A 17,786-nucleotide genomic window follows, 5' to 3' on the forward strand; every position below is an offset into this window, starting at 1 on the left:
GGCCCTTCGATCGGCCGCGGCTAGGCTATTCGAATCGAGAACTGACAATAATTCGGCAGGGGGCGTTTGTTTGTGAACCATGGCGATCCGAAGACCTTGACTTCCCTTTTTGAGGAATGCGCCAGGAGATTGCCGGGTCATATTGCCCTGGAATTCGAAGGCGAATTCTTGAGCTACGGCGAGCTGAATCGCCGGGCAAATAGACTGGCTCACCATCTGCGGGACACCGCCGGAGTCCGCCCCGACGACCGGGTGGCGATTCTGGTCCGGAATCCGCCGGACATGATCATTGCCATGCTGGCCACCCTCAAGGCCGGCGGTGCCTATGTCCCGCTGGACCCCGACAACCCGCCCGGAGTGACCCAGCGGATCGTCGAGAACGTGGCACCCAGGGCCATGGTGATCGAGTCGTCAGCGGCCGCGGGCGCGATGTTCTTCGACGGCGAGCTCTTCTTCCTGGACGTCATGGGCGGCGCCCTCGACACACCGGACTCCGACCCCGAGCCGGTGGCCACACCGTCACACCTCGCGTATGTGGTGTACACATCGGGAACGACCGGGACCCCCAAGGGCGTGGCCGTCGAACACCGCGCGATCGTCAACACGCTGACGTGGCGCAACGCCTATTACGGGTTCGGTCCGGACGATGTGACCCTGGCCATTCCGCGGCCGTCTTTCGACAGCGCTGTGGTGGACACCTTCTCAGCCCTCACCTCCGGTGTGCGCCTCCTCCTGCCGCGCCGGGACCGCATCACCGACCGGCGTTACATGACCGGTCTGATGGAGCAGCGGGGCGTCACCCATTTCCTGATCACCCCCATGCTGTACAAGCGGCTCCTGGAAGGCATGGAAGCCCAGCAGGTGGCATCCCTGCGGAGCGTCACGATCGCCGGTGAATGGTTCGCGTCGAGTCTGCCCCAGGAGCATTTCCGGCGTCTCCCGGAGGTGCACCTGTACAACGAGTACGGCCCCTCCGAAAACGCGGTCTGCTCCACTGTCCAGCGCCTCTCGGCCACCGACGAGCGCGTGCTCATCGGCAGGCCGATCGACCACACCGAGGCGTTCGTCCTGGACGAGGACGGCGCCCCCGTGGCGCCGGGCGGAATCGGGGAGCTCCACCTGGCCGGGGCGGGCCTGGCCCGGGGCTACCTGGGCGCTCCCGAGCTGACCGCGGAGCGGTTCTTCACGCCGGCCACGCCCTCGATCGCCGGGAAGCGCGTCTACCGCACCGGGGACATCGTCCGGCAGCACGAGAACGGCGACCTCGAATTCGTCGAGCGCCGGGACGGCCAGGTCAAGATCCGGGGCCGCCGGGTCGAGCTGGGCCACGTCGCCCAGGTCCTCTCGCAGGACGCCGCGGTGGGCCACGTCCACCTGCTGCGCCACGCCACCGACTCCGACACGCCGCTCCTGATCGCATTCGTCCAGGGGCCCACGGCCCAGGACGTCGACCGGCTGCGCGCCATGGCGCAGGAGAACCTGCCGGAGTACATGGTCCCTTCGGCGATCATCCCGGTCGACTCCGTGCCGCTCACCCGGCACGGCAAGGTCGACGACAAGGCCCTGGTGGCCCTGTACGCGGATGCCGTCGGCCAGGGCGGGGCGGGCCCGGAGCCCGCGACGGAGGCCGAGGCCGTGCTCCTCGAGATCTGGCAGGAGCTGTTCGCGCCCCTGCACATCGGTCTGGACGACGACTTCGTGGACCTCGGCGGCGACTCCCTCAGCGTCATGGACCTGCTCGCCCGGGTGGAGACGCGGATCGGGGTCCAGCTCGACGTCTCGGATCCCTACACGGACCGGACCGTCCGCAGCCTGGCCCTCAACATCGAGAACCGACAGAACGACAAGGTGGGTACAAAGTGAGCAGCCAGAGGGGTACTGACTCCGTGTTCGGCGGTGTCGACTACGACGTGGTCATCGCGGGCGGTGGCCTGGCCGGGCTCTGCCTGGCCAAGCAACTCAAGGACGCGCAGCCCGAGCTCTCCGTCCTCGTCTGCGAGCGCGAGCGCTCACCGATCCCGCTGTCCGCGCACAAGGTCGGCGAGTCCTCGGTCGAGGTGGGCGCGTACTACTTCCACCACGTCCTCGGTCTGTACGACTACCTGGAGGAGAACCACCTCGAGAAGCTGGGGCTCCGGTACTTCTACGGCGGCGGCTCGGGCCTCCACGAGGAAGCCGAGTTCGGCGTCAACCGCTTCCTGCCGGCGAAGTCCTACCAGCTCAACCGCGGCTCCTTCGAGGAGCACCTGCGCGTGGTGGCGGCGGCTGCCGGGGCCGAGCTGACGCAGGGCGTCAAGGTGCTCGACATCGAGCTCGGCGAGCAGGACGCCCCGCACCGGGTGACGTACCAGGCCGTCGACGAAGAAGGCGCCCAGCCGACCAGCATCTCCTGCCGATGGGTCGTCGACGCCACGGGCCGCCACCGGCTGCTGCAGCGCAAGCTCGACCTCACCAAGCGGTACCCCAAGCCCCACAACTCGGTCTGGTTCCGCCTCGAAGGCCGTCTCGACACCGACGAGGCGGTCGGCGCCGAGCACACCGGCTGGCACGACCGCATCACCGAGCCGCGCTGGCAGTCCACCAACCACTTCATGTTCGAGGGCGGCTGGGTGTGGGCCATCCCGCTGGCCCCCAACCACACCAGCGTCGGCATCGTCGTGTCCGACGACCTCCACCCGGTCACCAAGTTCAACCGGATCGAGAAGGCGATCGACTTCGTCGCCGAGCGCGTTCCGGGCTTCGACCCCGCCATCCGCGAGCTGCCGGTCCTCGACTTCCGCGTACTGAAGAACTACAGCCACTCCTCGCAGCAGGTCTTCTCGCAGGACCGCTGGGCGTGCGTGGGCGACGCCGCCGTCTTCGCCGACCCCTACTACTCCGTGGGGTCGAACCTGATCGGCTACGCCAACAGCTTCGTGACCGAGATGGTCGGCCGCGACGTGAAGGAGTCCTTCGACGAGGGCTTCGTGCGCTACGCCAACCGCTGGTTCCTCTCGCTCGCCGAGGGGCTCACCTTGAACATCCAGGGCTCCTACGCCTTCCACGACAACGCCGTGATCATGTCGTTGAAGACGATCTGGGACTACTACGTCGGATGGTCCTTCTCCGACCCGCAGTTCTACGGGAAGACCTTCCTGGACGAGTCGGCGAGCACGGCGCTCAGCGCGCTCGGCGCGCACGCGGTGGCGACCCAGGGCACCATCATGAAGCTCTTCCAGGCCTGGGCGCGCAGCTACCGCGGTGTCTTCGCCTTCGACTACATCGACTACTACGACGACGTGCCCACGCTCGTCCGGCTCTTCGAGCAGAACCTGCCGGGTGACGAAGTGCCCGCCTTCGGCACGGTGCTCGCGAGCGTCCGCGACGGTCTGGAGCGCATCGAGGAGCTGGCCCACGTCATCTTCTACCTCGCCCTCGAGGACGCCCTTCCCGAGCGCCTCGAAGAGATCCGCTCGCGGGGCTGGCTCAACGTCTCGGCACTGAGCCTGGACCCGGAACGCTGGGAGCAGGACGGGCTGTTCGCGCCCAAGAGCCGGCCGCGGCTGGACCAGGTCGACGTCCTGGAGAAGGAGCTGCGGGCCCTCTACCGCACCTCGGCGCCCGCCGGACGGTAGACCACCGCCCACTCACCCGGGCGAGCTCCCGGGTGAGTGGGCGAGCACCGTGGGGGCGGGGGTGCGGCGAGCCGACTCCAGTCGGGCTGGACCCGCGCTGGTGGCCCGCTGGAGCGCCGAGCCAGTGGCGCTTGAACGGTGTTGCGGGCCCTGCGGAGCTGTCGTAGCGTCAAGTGCACTGAATGCCCGGTGCGTCCGAGTCGGCCCAGGTGGGCGAGGTTCGTGTCACCACCGCCGCAGCGGCGCCCGAGAGCAGCCCCACCCCTCCGCCCCCTGTCCAGCAGCCGGTGCAACCCGACTTGCGTGCACCGGCCGGAAACGCCTCCCGAAGGGCTCATCGCGTTGCGTCACTCACCGACATCGGCCGATTCGATCTACCCGCGGCCGCTCGAGGCCTATGGCTGGTCCCCCGAGCTCGACGACCAATTCGCCTCCGTTGCCGACGCCTCGTGGGTGCCCGGCCGGGTCATTCGGGTCGACCGGGGCCGTTGCGACGTCGTGATCGCCGACGGCGACACCGAGGTGACCGTCGTCCATGCCGACACCGGTCCGGTCTCGGACCCCGACCCGACGAAAATGCCCTGCACGGGCGACTGGGTGGCGGTCCGGGCCGGCGCGGCCGGCACGTACGTCCAGGCGCTGCTGCCGCGTCGCACGGCAATGGTCCGCTCCAGCGCCTCCCAGCGCTCCGAGGGCCAGGTGCTCGCCGCCAACATCGACACCATCGGCGTCGTCGTGGCCCTGGACACCGAGCCGGACCTGGGCCGCATCGAGCGCTTCCTCGCCCTCGCCTGGGAGAGCGGAGCGCAGCCGGTGATGATCCTCACCAAGTCCGACCTCGCGCAGGACGCGGACAGCGTCCGCGAGACGGTCGAGCAGGCCTCGCCCGGGGTGGACGTCCTGGTCGTCAGCGCCACCACCGACGACGGCATGGACGTCCTCGCGGCCGTTCTGACGGGGACGAGCGTCCTGGTCGGACAGTCGGGCGCGGGCAAGTCCACCATCGCCAACGTGCTGCTGGGCCGCTCCGTGATGGAGACCCAGCAGACCAGGAGCGACGGCAAGGGCCGCCACACCACGACGACCCGCGAGCTGATGCCCCTGCCGGCCGGCGGGGTGCTGATCGACACTCCCGGTATTCGCGGCGTGGGCCTGTACGACGCCGCCGACGGCCTCCAGCAGACGTTCTCGGAGATCGAGCAGCTCGCCGAGGACTGCCGGTTCCGGGACTGCGAGCACGTCGCGGAACCCGGCTGCGCGGTACGCGAGGCCATCGACGACGGCATGCTGCAGCAGCGCCGCCTCGACAGCTACCACAAGCTGCTCCGCGAGAACCAGTGGATCGCCTCGCGGAGCGATGCCCGCCTGCGCCAGGATCGCCTCAAGGCGCTGAAGACGCAGGGCAAGGAAGGCATGGCCAACATGATCGCGAAGCGCGGCTGACGCGAGGCGACGGCCTGGTCGCGGTACCGGGCGCCCGAGTTGCGGGCCGCCCGGTACCGCGACCCGACAAGTGCATGGGCACCCCCTGTGGTGTCAGCGGTGACCCGCGTACCCGCTCGGCCACGGCCCCGCGGTGCGCGGGCCGTTCGCGTCCGACCTCAGTGACGGGTGTGCCCGCACGCGCCCGATGCGGTGATCGAACCCCATGGCGGCTCACGAGCCGTGGGGAACGCCGCTTGGCCAACGGGCAGTTGTCTTCATTCGTCCTCGAGCAAGGAATGTGCCCATGACACCCGACTCTGTTGTGCCCGCGACCACGATCCGCCCTCGACGCACCGGCGCCGCGCAGCCGGCGCGGGCCCACGCCCGGCTCGCGCTGACCGCGGACGCCGTCGACGGCCTGGCCAAGGTCTCCGGCGGGCGCCCCCTGGAGGAACTGGTCGCCCTCACCGCGGCGACCGCAGTGGTGGTCGGTGCGGCGGAGCACACCGACGAGCCGGTGGTGGCCGTGTCCGGCCCGGCCGGCCCTGTGCTGTCCGGCATCGGGCTCGCCGCCCGGTCCACCGTCGGCGATCTGGTCCGGGCCGCCGACGCGGCCCTGCGCTCGGCGCCCGTGGTGACCGACGGGGCGGCGCTCGCCGGCGCGGTGCTGGTCCGCTCGGCCCGCGTCGCCGCCGGCCCCGCCGCCCCTGCGTCCCAGCAGGACGTCATCGACCTGAGACTGACCGAGTCCGGTGCGGACGGCGTACGCGAACTCGTGGCCGAGGCCGGACCGGACCGCGCCGAGACCTGGTTCCTGGACGTCCTGCTGCGCTCGCTGTCCCGTGTCCTGGCCGGATTCGCCGATCCGCACGCCCCCGCCGCCGCACTGCCGTCGGCCGCAGCGGACGACGCTGCGGCGGCCGTCGCGCTCGGCCGACGCGGCTTCGAACCGCAGGGCGTCACCACGACGCTGACGGCGCCGATCGAGGAGTCGGTCCGCGCGAACCCGGAGCGTACGGCCGTCGTCGCCGGCGCCGAGTCCCTGACGTACCGCGAGTTCTGGCAGGCCGCGCAGGCCGTGGCGGCTCGTCTGCACGCAGACGGCATCGGACGGGGCCACCGGGTGGGCGTGCTCACCGGCAAGACGGTCCACGCCGTGTCGGCGATCACCGGCACGCTGCTGGCAGGCGCGGCCTACGTGCCGCTCGACCCCAGGTCACCGGCCACGAGGCTGGCCGAGATCCTGGACGACGCCGAGTGCGCAGCCGTCCTCGCCGCGCCCGACCTGCAGGGCGGGCTGCCCGCCGGCCTCACCACCCCGGTGATCGACATCAGGGCCGCGGCCGGCGGCCCCGCCGCCGAGCCCGGGACCGACCGGCCCGGGCCGCTCCCGGACGACCTCGCGTACGTGGTGTACACCTCGGGGTCGACCGGCAGGCCCAAGGGCGTGGAGATCCGGCACCGTGCCATCGCGAGCTATGTGCACTGGAAGCGCGGAAACCACGGGCTGGACCAGGACACCATGCTGCTGCAGCTGCCGTCGCTGGCCTTCGACAGCTCCGTCGCCGACCTGTTCCCGGTGCTGGCCTCCGGCGGGCGCCTCGTCCTCGCGGACACGCACCAGCTGCTGCCGCGTCAGCTGGCCGAGCTGGCGCAGCAGCACCGCATCACCCACCTCACGACCGTCCCGAGCCTCTACCGGGTCCTCGTGGGCGAACTCCCGCGTGCCGCGGACTCACTGCGCGCCGTCACGGTCGCCGGCGAGGCCACGACGCCCGATCTGGTGCGCCGCCACCACGAACTGCTGCCCGGAGTCAGGCTGATCAACGAGTACGGCCCGACGGAGAGCTCGGTGGGCGCGACCGCGTTCGACCACGGCACGGCCGCCGGCCCCGGCTTCCCGATCGGATGGCCCATCGCCAACACCGTCGCCACCGTGACCGGCGGCGACGGCCGGGCCCTGCCGATCGGTTTCGTCGGAGAGCTCAGGCTGGCGGGACACGGCCTGGCGGACGGATACCGCAACCGGCCGGAGCTGACGGCAGCGGCGTTCGTGGCCGACGCGCAGGCGCCCGGGGGGCGGAGCTACCGCACGGGGGACCTCGTCTGGTGGCGTCCGGACGGGATGCTGGAGTTCACGGGGCGGGCCGACGACCAGGTGAAGATACGCGGCCACCGGGTCGAGCCCGGTGAAGTGGAGAGCGTGCTGGGACTGCTGCCGGGAGTCCGCCAGGCGGCGGTCGCCGTGGTGAGCGGCCCCGACGGCGCTCCGGCGCTGGCGGCCTGGCTGGAAGCCGTGGACACCACGGTGGAGGAGATCAGGGCGCGGGCCAACGCCGCACTGCCGCCCGCGATGGTGCCGACCTCCATCACGCTGATCGACGAGCTGCCCCGGATGGTGAGCGGCAAGATCGACCGGGGTGCCCTGGTGCGTCTCGCCGAGGCCGGCGCCGCCACGGCACCGGCGTCCTCCCCGTCCCCGTCCCCGTCGCCGGCGGGAGCGGAAGGCGACGGGCTGGAGGCGAAGGTCGGGGCCATCTTCGAGGAGGTCCTCGCCTCCGGACCGATCGGTCCCGACGGGGACTTCTTCGACGAGGGCGGGCACAGCCTGCTCGCGATCTCCGTGATCGACGCCATCGAACAGCAGCTGGGCGTGAGCATCGACCTGGGTGACTTCTTCGACACCCCCACGGTCCGCGAGGTCGCCGATCTGATCCGGAAGGCCGGGCCGGACCACGCGGCGTAGCCGCGCCGCAACGCAAAGACCGTGCCCGGGGCGTCCCTGCCCCGGGCACGGTCTTTGCGTCGGCGGTGTGCGGGCCGCCGGCTAGCCGATCAGGCGGGAGCCGACGGACCGGCGCATGGCACGGGACTTGCGCAGGTCGTGGGTGACGTTGACCCGCTTGAGCCAGCGGTCCGTGCCGTCGTAGCGCGCCTCGAAGGCACTACGGCTGTGCACCACCCGGTGGTTGTTCATGAAGACGCAGCTGCCGGCCTCGAGCGGGCAGTCGGTCAGTCCGGCGTCGAGCAGCTCCGCCGCCGCCGCGAAGGCCCGTACGGCCTCGGTGTCCTCCTCGGGCGCCGACATGTGCGTCGCGTCGAAGCACAGCAGGGGGTGGGACCGGGAGCCGGTCAGCATGGGCACCAGGCCGAGCCCGTCGATGAGGCGCGCGATGTTCTCGAAGACCAGCCGGTCCTCGTCGGTGCGCACCGTGTTGTTCTCCGGCAGGTGTGACTTGTCGGGAACGATGCGGAACCGGCTCTGGAACAGGACGTCGAGGACGTCCTGCGGCAGTACCGAGAAGTCCGCCTCCGCAACGGTCACCGGCACGGCGTCCGGGTTGCGCAGCGCCGACAGGATGATGTAGTCGGCGCGGTAGGGGTGGAAGGCGTCCTCGGTGTGCAGGGTCAGCGGTGTCTTGCTGCCCGTGCCGAGCAGCTCGCGCTCGTACTGGCGGATCGGGAACACGTCGTTGACCAGGTGCCCGTCCTGCTGACTGGCCCAGCCGAACGGTTCGCCGAGCAGCGAACCGTAGAGGAGGACGAGGATCTCCTCGGGCAGTTCGCGGTGGATCCGGGTCTCGTCCTTCCAGTGCGCGGGCGTCGGCCCGATGCGCTCGTCGTCCACGAGATGGCCGTTGACCGAGCAGAAACCGCGTGCCTGGTCGAGGGAGAAGGCGCGCAGGAAGCGCCGTACCCGCACGGGCAGTTCGCCGGTGAGCAGCGGCAGCTCCTGGAGCAGCCGTTCGTCGTCGGCCGCGAGGTACTGCTCGGCCAGGCGCAGTGTCAGTTCGGACACCTGCCGGGCCTCGGCCTCGGTCAGCCTCAGCTCCGTCCCGGTCCGTGGCTTGATGGACGTCGTCATGGTTCGTCTCCTCGTGTGCAGGGGCAACAGGTCGGTTCAGGCGTCGAACCGGAAGCCGCCGAAGGCGCGGGGCGTCAGCGCCGCTTCGGGTCCGGGTTCCGCGGGGTCCCGCAGGAGGCGCGCCACTTCGTCGACGAGGCGCCCGGCCATCCGCTCGGCGGTGTCCGCGGCGTAGAGCTCGGTGTCGTACTGGAGCCACAGCCGCATGCCGTCCGCGTGTTCCACGAACTGGAAGGACAGCTCGAACATGCCGATGCGCTGGGGTATCGGCCCGCCGCGCAGGGCGATCCCGCCCGGTGCGCACGGTCCGGTGTCGATGCGGGGATACAGGGCCACCCACACGTCGAAGAACGGCATCCGTCCGGGGGAGCGCGGTGGGGCGAGCGCCGCCACGAGCGTGTCGAAGGCCACCTCGCTGTGGTCCACGGCGTCCACCGTGCGCTGCGCGACCTGGTCGACGAGGTCGTCGGCCGAGATCTCGTCCCGGACGTGCAGCCGCAGCGGGACCGTCGCGACGTGGAAGCCGACCGCGTCGTTCGCACCGAGTCGGGCCCGCCGGTCCACGGGGGTGCCCAGACAGATGTCCGTGCTGCCCGTGATCCCGACGAGGGTACGGGCGACGGCGGCGGCCAGCGGCACGAACGGGCCCGCGTGGTGCCGCCTGCCCAGGTCCGTCAGCCGGCGCTGCACGTCCGGACCGATCTCCCGCACGGCGATGCCGGTGGCGCTGCCGGCCCGCTGCGTCCGCGGACCGCGTACCGGGAGCGGCAGCGGCGCCGGAGGGGGCAGGAGCACGCGACGCCAGTGCTCGAGCGAGGCCTCCTGATCGGACGGGCGGTGCGCGGGCCGGTCCTCGGGCGGCCCGGCAGCAGCCGGGTCCGCGTAGGCCGCCACGAGTTGCGTGGCGAGGATCTCCAGGCTGCGGCCGTCGCACACGAGGTGGTCCGCGAGCAGCAGGAGCGACCACCGGGCGTCGGCCCGCAGGAACAGGGTGGTCCGTGTCAGCGGGCCGGTCGACGGGTCGAACGGCACCGCGAGGCGCTCGTCCACCAGGGCGTCGAACCGGGTGTCGCCCTGGTCGTGCCCGCGCAGGTCGACGACCTCCAACGGCGGGACGTCGTCGGTGACCACCGCCCGCGGCTCGCCCTGGGCCTCCACGAAGACGGTCCGCAGCACCGGGTGGCGTCGTATCAGGCCGTCCAGCGCCGCCGCCAGCCTGTCGGCGTCCACGGCACCCTCGCCGTCCAGCAGACAGGGCACCGTATAGGCCCCGGAGACGCCGTCCCCGTGCTGCCGTTCGAGCCACAGCCAGCGCGTGGCTTCGGAGACCTCGGCCCCGGGCAGGGCAGCGGCGGGCCGCCGGCGCGCGGCGGCCGGCTCGGCGGGTTCCACGGCTCCGGGGGCGAGGCCGGCCAGCCGGGCCGCGAGCAGTTCGGGCGAGGCGGCGTCGAAGATGTCGCGCACGCGGACCCGCACGCCGACGGCCTCTTCCACGGCCACGGAGAGCTCCAGCGCGGACAGGCTGTGTCCGCCGGCGACGAAGAAGTCGGTGTCGGAAGTGACGCTGTCCAGTTCGAGTGCCGTGGCGAACAGCTCGCACAGCCGCCGCGTCAGGTCGGATTCAGTCACGGTCGCCCCATCCGCTGTGCCTGAGGGCGGTGTCAGAAGTCATAGTGTGTGTCGCTCCAAACAGTGCCGGGTGCGGTCGGCTCCGGGGTCGGGGGCAGGGTCGGTGACGGGGGGCCGGCAGGCGGTGTGCACTGGCCGGCGGCCAAGGTGCGCAGCACCGCGGCGACGTGATCGACGTAGCCGCCGGCCTCCGCCTCGTCGAGCAGGTTGTCGTCGTAGGTGAGGTCGAGGTGCAGTGCGTCGCCCTTCACGCGTGCGTACAGCCACAGGTCACTGGTGGCGGGCAGGTCGTTCGCCAGCAGGTCCTCGACCACATGGCGCTCGGGGCGCAGTCCCGCGTTCTCCCAGCTCACGCCCAGGTCGAGGAGCAGGCTGCGGCCCGGTGCCGCGCGCAGTGCCAGCTGCTGCGCAAGCACGTCGAACGGCAGCCGGGAGTGGTCGTAGGCCTCGAAGATCCCGCTCTGGACCCGGGACAGCAACTCGCCCCCGGTCACCGGCTCGTCCAGGGTGACCCGCAGGGGCACCGCGTTGACCAGGTAGCCGATCAGCGCGTCGGCCTCGGGCCGGTTGCGGAGTCCCGCGGCGAACCCGACGACGAGGTCGGTGGCCCGGGTGCGCTGGTGCACGGTGAGGGCGAAGGCGGTGACCACCTGCGCGAACGGCGTCGCGGGGGCGCCGTCGAGCACGGCCGCGGGAAGGGACCGGCGAACCAGTGCGGTCCGGCCCCGGCGGCTGCGGCGGCGGGCCGGGTCCACGGGATCGGGCCCTTCCGCGACGCCGCGCAGCCGTTCCCGCCAGAACTCCACCTCGCGCTCCGCCTCGGGTCCGGCCAGCCACTCCTGCTCCTCACGGACCCACTCCTGGTAGGTGTAGGGGAGCCGGGGCAGGCGCGGCCGTTCACCCGCGACGGCCTGCTCGTACGCGGTGAACAGGTCGTCCAGCAGCACGTCGACGCTCGCGCCGTCGTAGATCAGGTGGTGGGCGGTGACGGTGAGCAGATCACCGCCGACGGGCCCCGCGAGCAGCCGCACTTCGAACAGCGGCGCCCTGTCCAGGGCGAAGCTGACCCGCCGGGCCTCGTGCAGCGCGGCCGCGACGTCCGGCCCCGAGGGGTCCGCGCCGGGCAGATCGACGACGACCAGCGGTGCGCCGTCCGGCAGCCGCTCCAGCACGTTCAGCTCCGCATCCGTACCCCGGGGCAGGACCTGCGCGCGGAGCATGTCCTGGCGCTCGACGACGGCACCGAGGGCGCTGCGGAGCGCGTCGGCATCGATCCGGCGGCCCAGCCGTACGAGGTCGGAGATGATGAAGGTGTCCGAGCCCGCCCACCGTGAGGTCAGCCAGACGCGGCGCTGTGCCCGGGACAGCGGCAGGAACCCGTCCTGCGAGGACGCCCCCGCGACCGGGCCCCGCTCCGCTGCGGCCTTCGCCGACGGCCCTTCCAGCGCCGTGGTGAGCGCGGCCACGGTCGGGAAGGTGAAGACGGTGCCCACCTTGACGTGCAGGGCGTGCGCGATGCGCGCTGCGGCCAGACTGTGGCCGCCCAGCTCGAACAGGTTGGCGTCCGGGTCCGTGACGGGCCGCTCCAGGATCTGCGTCCACACCTCGGCGACGCGCTGCTCGGCGGGGGTGAACGGCCGGGTGGCGGCGGGGGGTTCCGCGGCGGCCAGGGCCTCGTCGGGCGCGGGCAGCGCCCGGCGGTCGAGCTTGCCGCCCGCGGCCACCGGGAGGGCGGGCAGGAACACGAAGGCGGCGGGCATCATGTAGGCGGGCAGCCGCCCGGCGAGGTGCCGGCGGAGCGCCGCCGGGTCCGCCTCACCGACCACGTAGGCGACCAGCCGTGGTTCGGCGCCGGTCGTCGGGAGCACGGCGGCGTTGCGCAGGCCCGGGGCTTCGGCGAGGACCGCGGCCACCTCGTTCGGCTCGACCCGGTTGCCCCGGATCTTGAGCTGGTCGTCGGCCCGGCCCAGGTACTCCAGGCGCCCGTCGGGCAGCCGGCGGGCCAGGTCGCCGGTGCGGTACATGCGCTCTCCGGGGCGTACCCGGCTGGTCACGAAGCGGGTCGAGGTCAGCTCGGCGTCGCCGAGGTAGCCGCGGGCCAGGCCCGCCCCACCGATGCACAGCTCGCCCGCAGACCCCAGCGGCACCAGCTCGCCCCGCTCGTCGAGCAGATCCACCCACTTGCCGGGCAGCGGGCGGCCGATCGAGGCGTCGCCGGAAGCCGTCCCGGACCGCGTACCCGGCGTCTCGGGGGCCCCTGTCGTGTCCACCGGATCCAGGGTGGTCACCACACTGTCCTCGGCCGGGCCGTACTCGTTGAACAGTCGGACACCGGGAAGGAGTTCGGCATGCCGGGCGGCGAGCGCCCGGGTGACCCGCTCCCCGCCGAGGACGACCTCGCGCACCTCGGAGAACGCCGGTCCGACCTCGTCGAGCAGCATCTGGTAGAGACTCGGCACGAGCATCACGTGGCGGATCGGGTGCCGGCGCATGACCGCGGCCACGTCCTGCGGCGTGAGCAGCTGCTCCCGGGTGACGATCACCATGGGCGCGCCCGATCCGAGCGCGCTGAACACGTCGGCGATGCCGGCGTCGGCATGGATCGGATCGACCTGGAGGACCGCCCCGCCGGCGTCGAGGCCGTAGTGGTCGATGCGGAAGCGGACGGAGTTGACTATGCCGCGGTGCTCCACCATGACGCCCTTGGGCGTTCCGGTGGAGCCGGAGGTGTACACGACGTACGCGAGGTCGGCGGGGCCCGCGGGGTGCAGCGGTCGTGGCTCGTCCCGCACCGCGGCGGCCTCGGGCGCGTCGCCGACGGTCACCGTGGGCAGGCCCTCGGCGGTCGTGGTCCGCGTGAAGTCCGCCGATGTGACGGCGGCGACCGCGCCGCTGTCGCGGAGCACCTGCGCCAGCCGGGCAGGCGACTGCTGCGGATCGAGGGGAAGGAACGCCGAACCGGTCTTGAGGACGGCGAGCAGCGCGACCGGCATCCACTCGGACCGCTCGCACAGCACCGCGACCACGCGGTCGGGCCCGGTGGGCGCCGCCGCGGCGATCCGGGCGGCCAGGGCATCGGCCCGGCGGTCCAGTGCGCGGTAGGTCAGGACACGGTCGCCGCAGACGACGGCCCGGTCCTCGGGCGCGCGCTGCACCTGCGCGTGTACGAGGTCGAGGAGGGTGCCCGCGGTGCCCGTGGCAGAGGGGCTCTGGCCGGTACCGGCCGCGATGAGCGCGGCGCGCTGTGCACCGGGCAGCAGGGGGACCGCGCCGACGGGCGCCTCGGGGGCGTCCGCCAGGGCGGTCAGGAGGCGGTCCAGCTGGCCGGCGAGCCGGTGCGCGGTGTCCGCGTCCAGTACGTCCTCGCGGTAGGTGATCGCCACCTCGATCGGACGGCCCGGACCGGGTTCGCTGAAGCTGAAGGTGAGGTCGAACCCCTCCGCGCCGCTGTCCAGGCGGATGTGTTCGGCCGCCGGACCCTCCTCCGTGCCCAGCGGGTCCGTACCGGAGACGGCGGCCTCGACCAGCACGTCGAAGAGCGGATTGCGTCCCGTGATCCGCTCGCGCCCCAGGGACTCCACGAGGTTCTCGAAGGGGTACTCCTCATGGGCGCGGACCTCCCGCGCGTGCGCCGCCACCGCCGCCACCACGTCGGCGTAACCGAGCTCCGGCCCGATCGGGGTGCGCAGTGCCACGGTGTTGACGAACAGCCCCACCGAGTCGGCCAGTTCGGGGCGGTCACGGCCCGAGACGACCGTGCCGAGCACGATGTCCCCGGCCCCGCTCCAGCGGAGCAGAAGGACACGGACCGCGGCCACCATCGCCGTGAACGAGGTGGCGCCGAGCTGCCGGCACAGGTCCTGTACGGACCGGGTCGTGGCTTCGCCGAGCGTCAGCCGGACGGTGCCCGCCGCCGAACTGCGCTCCGTCGGCCGGTGGCGGTCGAGCGGCAGGTCGACGCTCGGCGCGCCGTCCAGGGCGCGCTGCCAGAACGCGCTGCCCTCCGCGTCGTCCGGGCGGCCGTGCCTCTCGAGCGCGTACGCACCGTACTGCGTGGGCTCCGCCACCTGCTGCCTGCCGCTCAGGAACCGCTGGAGGTCGCGCAGGATCACCGCGAACGACCAGCCGTCGCAGACGCTGTGATGGACCGACAACAGGAGGGTGCCGCCGGGGCGGCCGTCCTCGACGAGCCAGTGGGCACGCAGCAGGGGACCCCCGGCCGGGTCGAACACATGGCGCTGCTCCGCATCAGCGATGCGCCGCAGGAGACCGTCGGCGCCCCCGGTGCCCGCCCGGTGGACCCGCAGTCCGGGCCGGGCCCGCTCGGGAGCCAGCACGATCTGGCTCAGGCCGTCGGGGCCGTCGCGGAACACGGTGCGCAGGGCCTGGTGCCTGCGCACCGTCCGCTCCAGCGCGTCCGCCACCTCGGCCGCCTCGTGGGAGCCGGGCAGCCGGAAGGCTTCCACCATGTTGTACGGGCGCACCTCCCCGCCCTCGTACTGCTCGAGGAACCACATCCGGCGCTGGGCGTTGCTCGCGGGGACGGGGTCCGGGGTCTCGGGCCACGGCGTCCGGACGGGGCGGTCCGCACCCCCGTCGGCCGCGGCGCGGCGCAGCAGCGCACCGAACCCCTCGGGAGTGCGGGCGGTGAACACGTCGCGGATGGTGATCACGCCGCCGCCGCCGGCAGCCGCGGCGAGCCGGCCCGCGAGGTCGACGGCGGTGAGGCTGTGGCCGCCCGCCGCGAAGAGGTCCTCGTCCCCGGAGCGCGGCGCGGCGCCGAGCACGTCGGCCCAGATCCGGGCGGCGGCGCGGTCGGCTTCGTCGTCAGGCTGCCAGACCTGCCGGTCCAGGCCCGCCACATGGGCCAGGATGGCCACGCGGTCGATCTTGCCGTGCAGGGTGACGGGCAGCTCGTCGAGTCGCAGGATGCGGCCCGGGACCATGTAGCCGGGCAGGCGCAGCTCCAGCCGGCGGCGTACGTCGGCCGGTTCGAGATCCTGGTCCGAGGTGTAGACGGCCACGACGGTCGGCGGCCCCGAGGGGGCGGTGAAGGGGAGGACCGTGGCGGCGACGACGCCCGCGACGGAGCTGAGGGACGCCTCCACCTCGCCGAGCTCGACCCGGTTGCCGTGGATCTGGATCTGGTTGTCCCGGCGGCCCAGGAAGACCAGCTCGCCCCGGCGGTTCCAACGGCCGAAGTCGCCGGTCCGGAACACCCGTACGCCGGGGTGTGCGGGCAGCTCGCAGAACCGCCCCGGGCCGGTCGGTTCGTCATCGGCGTAGCCACGGGCCACGCCGGGGCCGAGCACGTGGATCTCGCCGGGGACGCCGGGCGGTGCGTGGTCCCCGTGGGGGGTGAGCAGCAGCACGCCGAAGCCCTCGGAGGGCCTGCCGACCGGGACGGTCGTCAACTCGGGGAAGGCCGATCCGGGGCAGGTGAAGGTGGTCGCCTCGATGGTGGCCTCGGTGGGCCCGTACAGGTTGCCGAAGGTGCCCACGCGCAGCCGGTCCGCCAGCCGGGGCAGGAGCCCCGCCGGGATCTCGTCGCCGCCCAGCAGGCAGATGCGGACGTCTTCGGCGGCCCCCGCGGGCAGCCCTTCGGCCATGACGGCGAGCAGGGAGGGCACACAGTTGAGGACGTTGACGCGCAGGCGGCGCGTCGAGGCCCAGAACTCCGAGGGCGAGAGCGTCTGCGGCGAGCCCATGACCACCACGCAACCGCCCGCGGCGAGCGTGGTGAAGATCTGGTAGGTCAGGGCGTCCGAGGTCACCGCGGACAGCAGGGCGCACCGGCTCTCCTCGTCGAAACCGAGGAGCCGTCCCGAGGCGAGGGTCTTGTGGGCGAGCTGACGGTGGGTGAGCGCCACCGGGCGGGGGAGGCCGGTCGATCCGGAGGTGAAGAAGAGGATGGCTTCGTCGTCGGGACCCGGTCCGGCCGCCGCCCCGGGGCCGTCGGCGCCGGCCAGGGCCTGCGGGGACACCACGGGAATGGCCAGGTCTCCGGGCAGTTCCTCCTCTGCGGAGATGACGCAGACGGCCCCGCTCAGGCGCAGCTGACGGGCGACCCGCTCCGGCGGGTGCGAGGGGTCGAGGGGAACCATCGAGGCGCCCGCCCGCAGTACCGCCAGTACCGCCAGGACGAGTTCGGGGCTCTTGGGCAGCAGCAGTGCGACGCGGTCGCCCGGCTTCACACCGTGGTCGAGGGTGAGCGCCCGTGCGGCGCGCGACGAGCGCAGCGCCAGCTCCCGGTGGCTCCACAGCACGGTGCCGTCGGACACGGCCTCGCGATCCGGGAAGCGGTCCGCCGCGTCGTCGACGATGCCGGTGAGGGTCGCGTCGGCGAAGTCCGCCGCGACGGGCAGGCCCGACCACCGCTCCAGTTCGGCGCGCTGCGCGGGACCGAGTACGTCCAGCTCCGCGACGGGCCGCCGAGGTGAGCGGCCCAGTTCCGCGAGGGCGGCCGCCGTGCAGCGCAGAAGGGCTGCCGCGGCCACCGGCAGCTCGCCGTCCGCCTCGGCGGTCAGGGTCAGCAGGCCGCCGGTCCGACGCAGGGTCAGGCACAGGCCGACCGGCTGCAGCAGCTTGCCGCCCGCCTCCTCGCACACGACGCCGAGCCGGCCGAGAGCACCGGCCACGGGCACGTCGGCGAGCCGCAGACGGGAGGCGATCGCTTCCCGGTCGGGCCAGGCGAGGGGCAGGGCGGATTCGAGTTCGGCGTGCAGTGCCGTCAGGAAGGCCGAGGCCGGTGCCTCGCGGTCGAGGGGAGCGCAGAGCGCGAGCTCGCGTGGCGCCGCGTCCGCGCCGGTCCCCGTGCCCGCCCCGGGCGACGGGGTGGGCACGGGGACGAGGACCACATGCCGCGGTTCCTCGTCGAGCGCGGCCAGCGCGAACCGGGCGGCCGCGACCGCCAGCAGCAGGAGGCCGGTGGCGTCGCCGCCCGTCAGGGTGTCCAGCCGCTCGGTGACGGCGGGTTCCAGGACGCATTCCGGCGTGTCGCCGTCGGGGGACACGACGTCCAGGAACGGAACTCCGCGGCCGGTCGCCAGCCGGGCGAGCCAGGATTCACTCAGGGCATTGTCACTCAGCATTTCGTACGCTCACCCAATACCTTCGATGGTTCTGAAGAACAAGACGGCACCTAAGATCCTGCGCAAGGAAAAAGGGCCTTGTCAATCATGAATCCGATGTCCACGGCCGGCCGTTGCCCTCTCTTCCCTCAGTAGTTATGATTGCCGATCATCGGCGTCCGG

7 protein-coding genes are annotated in these 17,786 nt (G+C 72.5%); 4 read left to right on the forward strand and 3 right to left on the reverse strand.

Annotation, left to right across the window (positions count from 1 at the left end):
• Positions 1-72 precede the first annotated feature (72 nt).
• The 4 genes from ACFYXK_RS12395 (at position 73) to ACFYXK_RS12410 (ending at position 7,785) form a co-directional block, all read left to right on the forward strand.
• Positions 73-1,863, forward strand: coding sequence for an amino acid adenylation domain-containing protein (locus ACFYXK_RS12395; protein ID WP_389411086.1), 1,791 nt, complete (start codon positions 73-75; stop codon positions 1,861-1,863).
• A complete protein-coding gene (locus ACFYXK_RS12400) occupies positions 1,860-3,614 on the forward strand; it encodes an NAD(P)/FAD-dependent oxidoreductase (protein ID WP_389411087.1) in 1,755 nt (584 codons plus the stop codon). The genes ACFYXK_RS12395 and ACFYXK_RS12400 overlap by 4 nt, the downstream gene beginning before the upstream one ends.
• Before the next feature lie 342 nt (positions 3,615-3,956).
• Entirely contained in the window at positions 3,957-5,057 is a 1,101-nt protein-coding gene (gene rsgA / locus ACFYXK_RS12405; protein ID WP_389411088.1) for a ribosome small subunit-dependent GTPase A, read from the forward strand.
• A gap of 286 nt (positions 5,058-5,343) precedes the next feature.
• Complete coding sequence (locus ACFYXK_RS12410; RefSeq protein WP_389411089.1) at positions 5,344-7,785, forward strand: amino acid adenylation domain-containing protein; 2,442 nt, start codon at positions 5,344-5,346, stop codon at positions 7,783-7,785.
• Positions 7,786-7,866: 81 nt separating this feature from the next.
• Here ACFYXK_RS12410 and gntD read toward each other — a convergent pair whose 3' ends face one another.
• Genes gntD through ACFYXK_RS12425 form a run of 3 tightly spaced genes read right to left on the reverse strand, consistent with a single transcriptional unit; the run spans position 7,867 to position 17,624 of the window.
• The gene (gntD, locus tag ACFYXK_RS12415) at positions 7,867-8,904 is read right to left on the reverse strand and encodes a guanitoxin biosynthesis L-enduracididine beta-hydroxylase GntD (RefSeq protein WP_389411090.1); all 1,038 of its coding nucleotides are present in this window, start codon (positions 8,902-8,904) and stop codon (positions 7,867-7,869) included.
• A gap of 36 nt (positions 8,905-8,940) precedes the next feature.
• Positions 8,941-10,533 (reverse strand): condensation domain-containing protein, encoded by a 1,593-nt coding sequence (locus ACFYXK_RS12420; protein WP_389411091.1) that lies wholly within the window; start codon positions 10,531-10,533, stop codon positions 8,941-8,943.
• 32 nt (positions 10,534-10,565) lie between these two features.
• Complete coding sequence (locus ACFYXK_RS12425; protein ID WP_389411092.1) at positions 10,566-17,624, reverse strand: amino acid adenylation domain-containing protein; 7,059 nt, start codon at positions 17,622-17,624, stop codon at positions 10,566-10,568.
• Positions 17,625-17,786 lie beyond the last annotated feature (162 nt).

The sequence above is a fragment of the Streptomyces sp. NPDC002209 genome, from assembly GCF_042890265.1.
Lineage (GTDB): Bacteria > Actinomycetota > Actinomycetes > Streptomycetales > Streptomycetaceae > Streptomyces.

Bases quoted from the DNA above. Each gene is read 5' to 3' on its own strand.
- ACFYXK_RS12410 (WP_389411089.1), top strand. From the start codon at position 5,344: ATGACACCCGACTCTGTTGTGCCCGCGACCACGATCCGCCCTCGACGC.
- gntD (WP_389411090.1), bottom strand. From the start codon at position 8,904: ATGACGACGTCCATCAAGCCACGGACCGGGACGGAGCTGAGGCTGACC.
- ACFYXK_RS12425 (WP_389411092.1), bottom strand. From the start codon at position 17,624: ATGCTGAGTGACAATGCCCTGAGTGAATCCTGGCTCGCCCGGCTGGCG.